Raw genomic sequence first — 12564 nt, forward strand, 5'->3', positions numbered from 1 at the left:
CCGAGGATTCAATGGCGAATGATGTTGAATGTTTAACCGATTTGCCCTATGGCAAGGCCGACGACTATTGGCTATTTCTCGATTTGTATCGACCCGAGCCATTGCCAAGCCAACCCTTGCCAGTGGTGCTTTATATCCATGGCGGGATGTGGCGGCGCGGCGATAAAGCTCTGAGTAGTGATCCATTTTTGGTGCAAACAGGTCGCTACATCGTTGCCAGCATCAATTATCGCCGCAGCGATCAGGCGATTTTTCCGGCGCAACTGCACGATGCCAAGGCCGCTGTGCGTTGGCTTCGCGCGAATGCTCAACGCTTGGGCATCGATCCACAGCGCATCGGAGTTTGGGGCCACGATGCGGGCGGTCATTTGGCAAGTTTATTGGGTGTTACAGGAACTGAATCGAGCTTAGCGGGCAACAACGGCAGCCCTGAACAACCAAGCCATGTGCAAGCAGTGGTCGCCGTGGCCGCGCCCAGCGATTTGAGCCAGCTTGGCGATTGGCACGACGAGCCAGATTCGCCTGAATCGTTATTGGTTGGCGGCGCTTTGCCCACACGCCCTGAGTTGGTACAACAGGCAAACCCATTGAACTATCTTGATCAGCCAGCCCCGCCGTTCTTGCTGATTCACGGCGAGCAAGACCAAACCGTGCCTGTCGGCCAAAGCCTAATGTTGCAACAAGCTTTGCAAGCGGCCAATGCCGAGGTAGAATTGCTGCTTTTGCCTGAGGCTGAGCACAATTTTGGCGCTAATAGCCCCTATCTTCAACAGATTAACCAAACGATTTTGGCGTTTTTTGATCGGGTATTGCAGGCCTAAAAAACAGCGCAGTCATCACGACTGCGCTGAATTATTTTAGCTACGGCTGGTTTCTGGCTCGGCCCGAGGAATCGTAAAGGCAAACACATTGCCCTTGGCCAACCGCTCGATCGCCACCTTGCCGCCATACAGCTCAACCAACGATTTGACGACTGGCAAATCTAAGCCCAAGCCATGTTGCTCGCGGGAGAGTGGCAAATTTTGCGGCACGAAGAAGCGATCGAAAATTCGTGGTAAATCCTCGTCGGTCAGGGGCACACCTTCGACCGTAAAGACCACCGCCACGCTATCGGGCATGGTACGGGTTTGCACCACAACTGCATCGCCTGAATTGCGCACAAACCGCAACGCTACGCTCAACAAACGCTCGATAATCAGGCGTAAATGGTCGGGGTTGGCCAATACCAAAGGCATCGTTTCGGGCAGATCGCTAACAATCTCGACCCCACGATCATTACTTTCGGCGCGAACCTCAAGCAAGGCTAAATTGAGTGGGGGCAAAACTGAGGTTGGTTGAGCGACTTTCTCTTCGCTCAAAACCCCATACTCACCCTTGGCCAACAAAATATAATCCCGCACAAGCCGATCAATCCGAGTGCCACCACGCCGGATAATTTGTAAAAAATTGCGTAAATCGGCCTGCCCAATTTGGTCGGCATGCATCAACAAATCGGTACAGGTTTGGATCAAGGTCAGCGAGGTGCGAAGCTCGTGGTAAAACGGGTCGAGTGTGGCTCGTTCAAAGCTGCTGGCGCGGCTCATCGGTAACTCCTTGGGTGCGCCGTGTTTCCCATCTAACACGTCAAAATAATGCTAAGCGTAGCTGGGCATCATAGCAAAAATAACTTACACAGTGAGGGCTGAGTAAGCGACTGAATCAAGAGGCCATGCTACAAATAACCAACAATTAAATACGATTTTACGAGGCGGTATCAATCTCTGTCAAGTTGATACTGTCTCACCTGCGCGGTACAATGAGCCACAATGCAAATAGGGGGTTTTATGCCCAGTAGTGGGATACCATCAGCACGCTATAGTCGTCAAACGCGGTTTGCTGGGCTAGGCCAAGCCGGGCAGCAGCGCTTAGCCCAAGCACGAGTGGCGATTGTTGGCTTGGGTGCAACCGGTAGCACCATCGCCCATGCCTTGCTACGAGCGGGCGTAGGCTATTTGCGGCTAATCGACCGCGATTGGGTTGAGGAGCATAATTTGCCGCGCCAAAGTTTGTATACCGAGGCTGATGCTGCTCAGTTAGTGCCCAAAGTTGTGGCTGCCAAAGCCCATGCCCAGCGCATCAACAGTGCTTGCGACATTGAGGCGTTGGTGCTCGATTTACATGCTGGCACGATTGATCAAGCACTAGCTGGGGTCGATTTAATTATGGATGGCAGCGATAGCCTCGAAACCCGCTTGCTGATCAATCAATGGTGTGTGCGTGAAGGCAAGCCATGGATTTATAGTGGCGTGTTGGGTGGCCATGGCATGACCGCAAATTTTCGGCCCAAGCAAGCCTGTTGGCGCTGTGTTTTTACGACTTCGCCGGAGCCAGGCAGCATGCCAACGTGTGAAACCGCTGGCGTGATTGGGCCAGTCGTGGGTGTTATTGGCAATTTGGCGGCAACTGAAGCACTTAAATTGCTCAGTGGGCAAGGCCAAGCCAACCCCGATTTATATATGCTCGATCTGTGGGCTTGGCAATTTGAGCAGCTGCCGCTGCCAACGCCGCGCCCCGATTGCCCAGTTTGTGGCTTGCGCCAATTCGATTTGCTGGAGCAAGATAGTGCGCCAACCCTGAGTTTATGTGGCCGCAACGCCATCCAAATTCGGCCACAACAGCCAATCACCATGGCCTTAGCCCAATTGGCAGCCCATTTGCAGCAAGCCGATCTGCGAGTGATTCAAACCGACTATCTGCTACGCTTTGCGGCTGAAACCTTGCAGGCCACCGTGTTTCCTGATGGCCGCGTGATTATCAGCGGCACCGATGATCCAGCGCTGGCACGCGGATTTTACAATCGCTGGATTAACCATTAATCGATAATTTCATGTTCAAGGTTGAACGTCTATGCTGGAGCAGTTATGATTCTGCGATTTGCGCTGGTTTTAGCCATTGGCACCAGCATCACTTTTATTTTGACTCCCTTAATTCGGGCTTGGTGTATTCGCAAGGGTTGGTATGATCTGCCTGAGGCGCGGCGTGTGCATCAGATTCCGACTCCACGACTGGGCGGGGCGGCCATATTTGCCGGCTTTATGGCGGCGTTGGCGGCGGCAGTCGTCGTGCCTTGGGGTGTGCCGCAAATGCAGCGCTTCCCGATTGAAAGCTTTCGCTTGGGCTTGCTGGCTGCGGGTGCAACCCTGATGTGGGTCGTGATGACCATCGACGATCTCAAAAAACTTTCGGCTCGTTTCCGCTTGATCATTCAAATCCTAGCGGCATTGATTGCGGTTGGTCCCTATTTATGGGAATGGACACTGCATCCAGCGGTTAATGGGATTGATGTGGGGGCGCGAGGGATTATTGCAACGGCCTTTAACACGCCGTTTATGCAAGTGAATTTTCATGAAATATGGCCGCCCTTGGCAATCGGCTTCACAATTTTTTGGATTGTAGGTATGACCAATGCGCTCAACTGGATCGATGGCTTAGATGGTTTGGCGGCGGGCGTGACGTTTATTGCGGCGATTGTGCTCGCGATTCATACCTACTCGCTGGGCCAATATTCCTTGGTACTTGTGCCCTTGGCTTTGGCTGGAGCCTGCTTGGGCTTCTTACCGCATAATTTCCACCCGGCCAAAATTTTTATGGGCGATGGTGGCGCGATGGTAATTGGCTATACTTTGGCGATTTGCTCGATCATCGGTGGAGCCAAGCTTGCCACAGCCTTGTTGGTGTTGGGCGTACCCTTGCTCGATGGCGTGTGGATGATCATCTGGCGGCGAGTGCGCGGAGCAGGGGCTAGCGTCTCAGATCGCGGCCATTTGCACCATCGTTTGCTTGATTTAGGCCTCTCGCAGCGCCAAGTTGTGGCGTTTTACTACACAGTCAGCAGCTTATTTGGTAGCTTGGGCTTGTTATTACCCGATAGCTGGTGGAAATTGGGAGCTTTGGCGATTTTGACAGGCTTGATGATTGGGCTGCTTTTCTATTTGGCCCGCAAACAACCCCAAACCCAAAATTCACATTAACCAAAAGGCCGTAGCGTTTGGCTACGGCCTTTGATTTTGTAGGAATGAGGGTTAATTTTTGAAAGCAACTGGAATGTAGAGCGAACGCAGGCCGGTGGTGTACCAAATCCGAGCACCACAAAACTCAACCGTATTGCTCGGGCTAAGGATCGAGAAATTCAGTGAATGGGCCACACTGCCATTGGAAAGATCGTAGTGCGAACCAGTATAGCTTACCAACTGCGAAGCATAGTTCGTTGAGGTTGGAATCGCATAGGTGAAAATTGGATTATACCAGCCACGTCCATCGAAGGCCCAATAACGCGCATTGCCCAAATTGCCAGCAATATTACGATAGTAGAAGCGAATTCCTCGTAGCCCACTGTTTGGTGGCAATTGGAAGGTATAGTCTACCTCAGCATCAGAGCCAAACGAAATACACCCAGCTGGGGCGCTGTTCACAAGATAGACATTATCGCGTGGCATAAATGAACGAGCTGTGACAAATTGGTATTCATTGGTAATCAGCGGGCTTGCTAGTTCTTCAACCGTCCCTAGATCTAGGCTCTGGATCGGGGCTGATTCAGGCTGCTGTTCGGTTAATAGCACGCCACTGGCATCGTGATCTGCAATGACTGAGCTAACCGGGTTGATATAAACTGGCAATTGCTTGGCTTGGACCGGAGTCGTATAGAATGTACGAATACCACACATTCTGGTCGTCGTTGACGTTCCAGGCCGAATATACATCAGATAGCCTTTACTGAACTCATCAATAATCTGGGCCGAAGGTGGCACAAAATACTCATTCGCAAAACCGCTACTAGCTGTGGTAGATGCAATTAGAACGGTATTTGTTGATGAGCCATCGATCCATACCAGATTTGCATTCATCGCTGCGCCGCTGGCAGTATTGTAATAATATGCCCGATAGCCAGCCAATTGCGTGCCATCAGCCAAATCAACCTCAGCTGCAAGGTTGGCTCCACCAGTATGAATCATACAACCGGCACTAGAATAACTATAGGCAGCAGACTCTTCAAAGGCTACAAAATCGCTAGCGGCAGTAAAACTATAGCCGCTGCTACCACCTTGTAAGGCATCTGGTTGGTTGGCAGGAGGCATCGTGAATGGTCGGGCAACCGGCGGATTATAAGCATATTTTACCCGTGCACCACAAAGTGCATGGTTGATGCCAACGCTGCCGCTGTACCAAACCAACGAGTAGGAATAGCTAAAGGCATCGTAGAGGGTATTGAGATTGGTTGCAGTATAGCTTGAGCCATAGCCACCATTACCACTACTATTTAATAATGCGACTGTAGCAACGCCACCAGCACCATCAAAACGATAGAGATATAAGCGTGAATTATTAACTGCGTCGGTATCGCGATATTGAAATTCAACCCCTAGAATGACCGCACCGTCGGGAATGTCGAGGCGGGTGCTAAGGGCGTTGTTATCCTCGTTCCCACTGCTCAGCGCCGTAAGATAGGTACAACCACCGCCGTAGTAGGCGTAGCCTACCGTTGAATTACGTCGGTGAAAACTTACCCCAGGATATGATGCCGTTTGATAGAGCACAGCACCATTTGCGGTATTGAGGCCAGCCTCGAAATCTTGTTGAGTGCCCTCGCTCACTGGGTTCAACAAGGGGGCTGTTTGATCCCCTGTCAATGGGGCTTGGGCAGCAATTGGTGCCGGCTTAAGCCACGCACTGGCAACCAGACCTAAAAAGACCAACACGAAACACACTCTTCGGATAAACCACATACACTACCTCCAAGAGTACGACGAAAAGTCCGGTAGGTTAACGATACGTCATGAAGACGACCTTGATATGACAAATCTTGCCAATTTACATGCGTTTGAGTTATTGTGCCTTGTAGCAGGCATCGTAGCGTTGGAGTAGGGTTTGGCTTTGCGCAGGCCAATTAAAGAGTTTTTCGATGCGAGCCTGAGCAACTCGCCCTAAACTTTGGCGTTGTTGTGGCTGCTGCAAGAGCTGAATCACGGCCTGTGCCAAAGCTCCACTATTGCTTGGTTCAACCAACACAGCGCTGGTTTGGTCGAGATATTCGGCTACCTGGCCAACCGCTGCGGCCACAATCGGTAGGCCAGCTTGCATTTGTTCGGTTAGTTTGGCCGAACACTTGGCGCGATTTAGCAGGGTATCGTCCATTGGATAGAGCGCTATATCGGCAGCAGCTAGCGCCGCATCGATCGTACTTTGCTCGCTCCAACCACGGTTATCCAGCGCCTGGTTGATGCCTGCCCGCTGAGCCAACAGTGTTAATTGCTGCTCCTCGCCATGCTCGCCAGCCCCAATCACCAAGAGCTTCGCCGTAGGAATCTGGGCCAACACGCCAACCATCATCGCCACAACATCGCTCACCGGAAATTCCCAAAAACGACTGTAGAGCAAAATAATTGGGTCTTGGGTGAGGCCAAGTTGGGCACGGGCGAGGCTGCGCTCAGGCAATTGGCGACGCGGCAAATCAACTCCATTCGGTAGATAAAGCAGCTTGTTGGTCGGCAAGCCAAACAAAATCACTTGGTTGGCCAAGGTTTGCGAGGCCACCGTGACGCAATCGGCCAATTTAGGTAGATTACGTTCTTGCCAATCGATCATCATTTTGATATGGCGCGGATAATCGAGCCGATCATTCCAGCCGCCAGTGCCTTCCCAATCATCGGTATCCACAAAAATGGGTAATTTAGGGCGTAAGCGACGAATCAAGGGCAAGGCCATGCCACCATAGCCTTTGGGTTTAAACAGGTGAACCAGATCGGGCTGAAGCGCCAAACAGCGCTTGAGCATCCAACTCACCGAGCGCAGCATCGCCGCACTGCCTTGACCAAAAGCTGGGCCATGCTCAACCGTAATCTGCTTGATCACGCTGGTTGAGCCAGCATCAGCGGGGTACAGATCGCTTGGAGCCAGCACATGCACATCATCACCACGCGTGGCGGCAGCTTGGAGCATCGGCAAGGCCCGACGGCTTAATGTGGCTTTGGGGCGCAAGCCAAACGGTGCCAGCGCAACAATCCGCATGATCAAAGCTCCTCGCGCAGCATGGCCCGTTCATGGGGTTTGAGTACACCCAAAGTTCCTAGTTCGTCGATCAGCGCTGTGGTGGTGGTGAAATGCACGGTCGGTAGTCCGAAAGCCCGCGCTGCTAGCACGTTACGCAATTTATCATCAATAAAAATAATGTCGCGAATTTGCACGCCCAAGGCGGCAACCGCCAATTCAAAGGCATGGGGATTGGGCTTGGCCACGCCAACGCGGGCCGAATTGATCACCACATCGAATAAATTGGCAACCTGCCAGCGCTCCAAAATCGTCTCCAGATCATCGAGGGCATTCGAGAGCAAACCTGTGCGATAGCGTCGATGCAACACCTGAGCAATCCGTATCATCTGTTGATTGAGTTGTTCGCCAGCGAAAAGCTCGCCCATAAAGTTGGCTAGCTCGCCAGTAACGCCCAATTTTTGCTGCATACTCGACCAATAGGCTTGGCTGGTTAGTTCGCCGATGCGAGCTTGTCGCCACTCATCGCCGTTATACAACAAGGCATACAACGATTCTGCCGAATGTCCATAGCGCTGAGCAATACTACGATAGCCGTCAAGTGACTCATGTTGCGGGTTGAAAACGCCGCCCCAATCGAATAGGATGGCTTGGGTCATGGTTCTACCTCAGATCTAGACATTAGGCGACTAGTTAAATAGGCCAAAACTAAATCAAGCTTTGTGCGTCTAAGTTACAGGCTCAACAACGTGGGATAATTGTAGCAGATACCAAGCCGATCTATCGGGGCAATCTAGATGAGAGTTGAAAATCGATGACAAGCCGTTTGATTCCGCCAATTCGCAGCCAACAATTACTTGATAAAAGCCATTGTGCCTTGTGTGGGCAACGCTTGTTGGGCGCATATTATTTTTTACCCGACCGCCCAGAGCGCTATTGCGAAACCTGTATCGAGCAACGCCCACGCTGTTCTAGCTGTGCCGCGCCAGTTGGCGACGATGGCTGGACGCTGCACGATGGGCGGGTGCAATGTGGCGGTTGCCATCGCAGCGCAATTTATGATCCCCAGGAAGCCCAAGCCTTATATGCATCGACCGTCGCTTCGCTTGCCCAACACCCTGGCTTGCAAGTCCAAGTTGGGGCCAGCTTTCGGCTCGTCGATCAGCCTACGATTCAAGATTTAGCTCGCCAAGGCGCGATTGCCACCGAAGGCCAACAGATGCTTGGACTCTATTTGCGCCAAGGCCGAATGCGGGTAGTTTATGCGTTGTATGGCTTGCCACGTTGGCGTTTTCGCTTGGTAGTGGCCCACGAATTTGCCCATGTTTGGCAGGGCGAACATTGTCCATTATTAACTGATTACGATTGGGTCGAGGGCTTTGCCGAGTGGGTTGCCTACCAACATTTGCTATTTTTGGGCGCAACCAAGGCCGCTGAAAGATTACGCAACGCTGAACACCCTTATCGCAAAGGTTTGGAGCAATGCCTCAAGCTTGAAGAACAAATTGGCATTCGCGGTGTTTTGGCAGCAATGCGCACCTTAGAATAGTTGGGGGAACGATGCGCTTACTGGTTGCAGCTTTTTTGGCCTTTATGCTTTCAACAACGGGCTTTTTTACCTTTTTGCCAAGCGCCGCCAAATTAACCACTCCCTTGGTTTGCAACGGCGGTACAATCATTCCACCAGCATCGATCACGCGTAAAAGCAAATTTTATTGTGAGAAAAATGGAACGCAAAGCCTGATTAACCCATTTTTGCTGCTAGCAAGTGGGGCTTTGGTCTATACCCCGTTGTTTTATCTAGCGTTATTGTTGGTTAAGCCGAAACAAACTACGCTCGGTGGGCAACAACCAAAGCAACCAAAACCATCGAAGGCTGTCGTTGATATTCAAAATCAGGCCCAATTTGCTCGCTCGCTCGCTGGCACGGCGCAAGTTCTTGATACTGAAAAGGGTCGGCATATTTCAAGTAATGGTTTTCGCCGCGATGTTGAAGTAATTTTGACCCTCGATGTGCAACGACCCGATGGCTCAAGTTATCAAGCGCAAAGCGCGTGGATGGTTGAAGAGTTGCAGTTTGCGCGAATTGCGATTGGCAATACGATTCCAGTGCAGATCGATGCTGATGACCCAATGGTGATTTATCCCAGCCGTGAGTTTCGCCATATCAAGTATTCACTGTGGTATACCAGTAATTATTTTTAATTGGCTAAAACCGCAATTAATAATGCAACCAAGGCTCCCGCTCCAGTGCTAATCAAATTAACCCAATCGTTGTTGAGCCAAGCTAGGCCGCGATAATGGCGGGTTTGGTTGCCACATTTATGGATTGTCCGCTCGGTTTCGCTGGCGCAGTGATCGCACCAGCGCATTTGCTGCACCGTCGCGCCGAGCAAGCTATCGGCCAAAGAGCCAGCAATCCCACCAATTGTTGCGGCAACCACAAACCACACCTGTGGTTCTTGACCATTACCAAGCCCTAAACTAGTCAAACCCCAAGCACTTAGGCCAATCAGCAAGGCTCCAAGGCTGGTAGCGGCCATGCCTAAGCCCGAAATCGCTCCTGAGCGTCCGCGTTCAACTTGCTTAAAGGTTGTGAGCATAAATGGGCGACCTTTGCTCAGGGTGCCAATTTCGGTGGCCCAAGTATCGGCAGTGGCAGTGGCGGTTGCACCGAGGGCCAAGGCCCACCAAGCGAAATGTGGTTGCCAAGCATAGCCCAAGGCCGTTATTAAGGGAATACCGCCGTTGGCCATGGCCTGCCATAAATCGCGTCGATCATCTTTGCTGAATTTATCGAGCGCCACGGCTGCTTTGCGACGCTTGCCCACTTTGGAAAGCAAACTTGAGCTAGCGAAGAACAAAATAATCAGCCAGCCCCAAGCCCAACTGCCACAGCCCACCGTCAAGGTGCCGATCAAGACTGCACCGAGCCAACCGCTCAGGCTTAACGAGCGTCGCCAGTAGCCCAGCCCACCAACCAGCAAACTCAAGCCAAATCCTGCTAATAAGCGTAGCAGCATGCCGCTATACCTCAGAATAGAATAGCCCCTCGCCCACTACGGCGGACGAGGGGTTGGGGTGAGGGATTAAAAATTTAGGCCGATTGCCCAGTTTTGATGTAATCGACAGTGGCTTGATCGAGCTTGCGTACCACGGCGGCCAGCAAGGTCACCACCTGATCAAAATCGTCGCGATGCAACAACGAAGCGTGAGTATGGATGTAGCGGGTTGCCACACCCAGCGCCAACGATGGAACCCCAGCATTATTTAGATGAAAGCGACCTGCATCGGTACCACCACCAGGCATCGTATCAAATTGATAGGGAATGCCCAACTCTTCGGCGGTATCAACCACCAAGTCGCGCAGCCGCGGGTTTGGAATAACGCTGCTATCCATCAATAACAAGACTGGGCCAGCGCCCATTTTGGCTTGAGCTTCATCTTTACTAATGCCTGGAGTATCGCCTGCAATACACACATCGATCGCAAACGCGATATCAGGCTTAACCACATTGGCAAGGGTTGCTGCGCCACGCAAGCCAACTTCTTCTTGCACAGTTGCACCGGCCACGACCGTGTTAGGCAAGCTTTCATTGGCCAACTCATGCAACACTTCAACCGCTGCCGCACAACCAAAGCGATTATCCCAAGCCTTGGCCATGACGATTTTGGGGTTGTGTAAGGGGGTAAACGGGCACACTGGCAGAATTGAATCGCCTGGACGCACGCCCCATTCACGGGCCTCAGCGGCTGAACTCGCCCCAATATCAATAAACATATCTTTCTTTTCGACCAATTTTTTGCGTGCTTCGGGCGAGAGCACATGCGGCGGCTTTGAGCCAATAAGGCCAGCGATTGGCCCATTACGGGTTTCAATTTGCACTCGTTGTGCCAACATCACCAATTCCCACCAGCCACCAAGTGCTTGGAATTTAATAAAACCATCGTCGGTGATCCGCGTTACCATAAAGCCCACTTCATCGAGGTGGCCCGCCAATAAAATTGTGGGGCTGCCTTCGGGGCCAGCTTTACGAGCAGCGACACTGCCAAGCTGATCATTAATGAGTTCGCCATAGGGAGCTAAGGCCTCGGCCATAACAGCGCGAACTGGCCCTTCGTTGCCTGGTACGCCCGATGCATCGGTCAAAGCCTTCATAAGTGCTAAACGTTCATCCACGGTGATGCTTCCTTTGCAGTTAAGCGGTTGCTAGCAGCATTCTATGCTAATTTGCGCATAACCACAATTGACAAGTGCTCAAAAGCCGATTATGATCAACGACTGTGCATAATCGTAGCAATGTAGCCGTCGCTGGCGCAAGCTAGAGGCAACTTCCCGACCCTTCCGACCACCCTTGTGGTGGACAAGTTACCCTGTGAAACCGTAAACAGGGGCGCGAGTTTGGGTAACTGGCTCGTGACGCAAGCCGACAACAGCAAATATTCCCGCCATCGGCCATTTGGCTGGTGGTAAGGGCTGAAACGGTGGTGTAAGAGACCACCAGCATGCCTCAGCAATGAGCATGGCTAGGTGACTGCGCTGACCCTTGAAGGGCAAGGTGTGTGGGACGGGCTAAACTTGTGAGAGAGGCAACTCGTTTGAATCACGGCGTTCGTTCACATCGCAGCGAAACCGGAACGTTGGGTGACACCCAATCGCCTAGGGATCGCCCGCAACTGCGGAGATAGATGGCGGCTAATCCAGAATCGGGGGTATTGCAGCGCTGTGGTTATGCACATCACTTACTTGCACCAAATATACCACCCGCGTTGCTTGCACTAAATCAGCCTGCTCACCATTACGATCCAAGCGAGCAACCACGCTTAAACCAGCATCCGCCAATAATTCAACAATCTGCTGATCGCTATAGGCTGCCTGCAAATGGGTTTCGCTGCCACGTTGCCAGGCCTCAGCTTGGCGCTGAAACCAGACAATCCTTCCGATGCCAATCTGCGCCTCATCATCAAAATCGAGCACATTGTAGATATAAAGATCGTCGCGATCAACGATTACGTGGTTGCGCTCCGGCCATGTAGCATACAACAACGGCGTATTCAGATCGAACACCAACCAGCCTTGTGGGTTGAGCGAGCGGGCAATTTGCTGAAACAAAGCGCCGAGTTGGGTTGGCTCAAGTACGTAATTCAATGTATCAAATAGGCTGATGATTAAATCGTAGCCTGCGCCCGCCTGCCATGTGATTAAATCGGCCTGTTGCCAATTGACTATGGCGTGTTGCAATTCGCCATGCAATTGAGCTTGGGCCAACATCGCTTCTGAGCGATCGATCGCTGTGACTTGATAGCCTTGTAGGGCCAAAGCCACAGCTGCGTCGCCTGTGCCACAGCCAAGATCAAGTACCGAGCTACCATGCCAAGCCTGCTGCTCAAGCCATGGCAAAAGCCAATTGAGCATGTGCAAGCTGAGCCAACTCTGGCCAGCTTGACGATAAATTGTTGCATAATCATTGTACATGGCTGCTATTGTACTCGACAACGAATGGTGCTAGGGCTATGAGCGAACCCATAGCCTCGTTCTTT

12 protein-coding genes are annotated in these 12564 nt (G+C 51.9%); 5 read left to right on the forward strand and 7 right to left on the reverse strand.

All coding sequences use genetic code 11. The features are described 5' to 3' along the window. The first annotated feature begins 11 nt into the window (after positions 1-11). Positions 12-821, forward strand: coding sequence for an alpha/beta hydrolase (locus tag DEF47_RS04805; RefSeq protein WP_012192394.1), 810 nt, complete (start codon positions 12-14; stop codon positions 819-821). 36 nt (positions 822-857) lie between these two features. Here the strand turns inward: DEF47_RS04805 and DEF47_RS04810 are convergent, their stop codons facing one another. Next, positions 858-1583: a sensor histidine kinase gene (locus tag DEF47_RS04810; RefSeq protein WP_012192395.1), complete on the reverse strand. Its 726-nt coding sequence runs from the start codon at positions 1581-1583 to the stop codon at positions 858-860. Positions 1584-1823: 240 nt separating this feature from the next. Here DEF47_RS04810 and DEF47_RS04815 point away from each other — a divergent pair, with 240 nt between their 5' ends. Together DEF47_RS04815 and DEF47_RS04820 are read left to right on the forward strand one after the other, a co-directional pair. After that, positions 1824-2855, forward strand: coding sequence for a ThiF family adenylyltransferase (locus tag DEF47_RS04815; RefSeq protein WP_012192396.1), 1032 nt, complete (start codon positions 1824-1826; stop codon positions 2853-2855). A 45-nt stretch (positions 2856-2900) separates the two neighbouring features. After that, positions 2901-4010 carry an MraY family glycosyltransferase gene (locus tag DEF47_RS04820; RefSeq protein WP_012192397.1) on the forward strand — a complete coding sequence of 370 codons (1110 nt, stop codon included), beginning with the start codon at positions 2901-2903 and terminating at the stop codon, positions 4008-4010. Between the two features lie 51 nt (positions 4011-4061). On the opposite strand, the gene DEF47_RS04825 is transcribed toward DEF47_RS04820, so the two are convergent. The 3 genes from DEF47_RS04825 to DEF47_RS04835 all read right to left on the reverse strand — a co-directional run bounded on the left by DEF47_RS04825 (position 4062) and on the right by DEF47_RS04835 (position 7682). Continuing rightward, positions 4062-5735: a hypothetical protein gene (locus DEF47_RS04825; protein ID WP_041304978.1), complete on the reverse strand. Its 1674-nt coding sequence runs from the start codon at positions 5733-5735 to the stop codon at positions 4062-4064. A gap of 127 nt (positions 5736-5862) precedes the next feature. After that, positions 5863-7044: a glycosyltransferase gene (locus DEF47_RS04830; RefSeq protein WP_012192399.1), complete on the reverse strand. Its 1182-nt coding sequence runs from the start codon at positions 7042-7044 to the stop codon at positions 5863-5865. 2 nt (positions 7045-7046) lie between these two features. Then, the gene (locus DEF47_RS04835) at positions 7047-7682 is read right to left on the reverse strand and encodes an HAD family hydrolase (protein WP_012192400.1); all 636 of its coding nucleotides are present in this window, start codon (positions 7680-7682) and stop codon (positions 7047-7049) included. Between the two features lie 155 nt (positions 7683-7837). On the opposite strand from DEF47_RS04835, the gene DEF47_RS04840 reads away from it, so the two are divergent. Together DEF47_RS04840 and DEF47_RS04845 are read left to right on the forward strand one after the other, a co-directional pair. Beyond that, the gene (locus tag DEF47_RS04840; protein ID WP_012192401.1) at positions 7838-8572 is read left to right on the forward strand and encodes an LIM, zinc-binding protein; all 735 of its coding nucleotides are present in this window, start codon (positions 7838-7840) and stop codon (positions 8570-8572) included. An 11-nt stretch (positions 8573-8583) separates the two neighbouring features. Continuing rightward, positions 8584-9228: a hypothetical protein gene (locus DEF47_RS04845; protein ID WP_012192402.1), complete on the forward strand. Its 645-nt coding sequence runs from the start codon at positions 8584-8586 to the stop codon at positions 9226-9228. Here the strand turns inward: DEF47_RS04845 and DEF47_RS04850 are convergent. The 3 genes from DEF47_RS04850 to DEF47_RS04860 form a co-directional block, all read right to left on the reverse strand. After that, positions 9225-10046, reverse strand: a complete 822-nt coding sequence (locus DEF47_RS04850; RefSeq protein WP_012192403.1) for a DUF92 domain-containing protein — start codon at positions 10044-10046, stop codon at positions 9225-9227. The two genes, DEF47_RS04845 and DEF47_RS04850, sit on opposite strands and share 4 nt — an antisense overlap. A gap of 74 nt (positions 10047-10120) precedes the next feature. Continuing rightward, positions 10121-11203: a M42 family metallopeptidase gene (locus tag DEF47_RS04855; RefSeq protein WP_012192404.1), complete on the reverse strand. Its 1083-nt coding sequence runs from the start codon at positions 11201-11203 to the stop codon at positions 10121-10123. Between the two features lie 516 nt (positions 11204-11719). Continuing rightward, positions 11720-12499, reverse strand: coding sequence for a class I SAM-dependent methyltransferase (locus tag DEF47_RS04860; RefSeq protein ID WP_012192405.1), 780 nt, complete (start codon positions 12497-12499; stop codon positions 11720-11722). Positions 12500-12564: the final 65 nt, after the last annotated feature.

The organism is Herpetosiphon sp. (assembly GCF_003512625.1).
In the GTDB taxonomy this organism is placed as follows: domain Bacteria; phylum Chloroflexota; class Chloroflexia; order Chloroflexales; family Herpetosiphonaceae; genus Herpetosiphon; species Herpetosiphon aurantiacus.

Coding starts and splice junctions, on each gene's coding strand:
- DEF47_RS04860 (WP_012192405.1), bottom strand. CDS start 12,499: ATGTACAATGATTATGCAACAATTTATCGTCAAGCTGGCCAGAGTTGG.
- DEF47_RS04810 (WP_012192395.1), bottom strand. CDS start 1,583: ATGAGCCGCGCCAGCAGCTTTGAACGAGCCACACTCGACCCGTTTTAC.
- DEF47_RS04815 (WP_012192396.1), top strand. CDS start 1,824: ATGCCCAGTAGTGGGATACCATCAGCACGCTATAGTCGTCAAACGCGG.
- DEF47_RS04845 (WP_012192402.1), top strand. CDS start 8,584: ATGCGCTTACTGGTTGCAGCTTTTTTGGCCTTTATGCTTTCAACAACG.
- DEF47_RS04840 (WP_012192401.1), top strand. CDS start 7,838: ATGACAAGCCGTTTGATTCCGCCAATTCGCAGCCAACAATTACTTGAT.
- DEF47_RS04830 (WP_012192399.1), bottom strand. CDS start 7,044: ATGCGGATTGTTGCGCTGGCACCGTTTGGCTTGCGCCCCAAAGCCACA.
- DEF47_RS04805 (WP_012192394.1), top strand. CDS start 12: ATGGCGAATGATGTTGAATGTTTAACCGATTTGCCCTATGGCAAGGCC.
- DEF47_RS04835 (WP_012192400.1), bottom strand. CDS start 7,682: ATGACCCAAGCCATCCTATTCGATTGGGGCGGCGTTTTCAACCCGCAA.
- DEF47_RS04850 (WP_012192403.1), bottom strand. CDS start 10,046: ATGCTGCTACGCTTATTAGCAGGATTTGGCTTGAGTTTGCTGGTTGGT.
- DEF47_RS04820 (WP_012192397.1), top strand. CDS start 2,901: ATGATTCTGCGATTTGCGCTGGTTTTAGCCATTGGCACCAGCATCACT.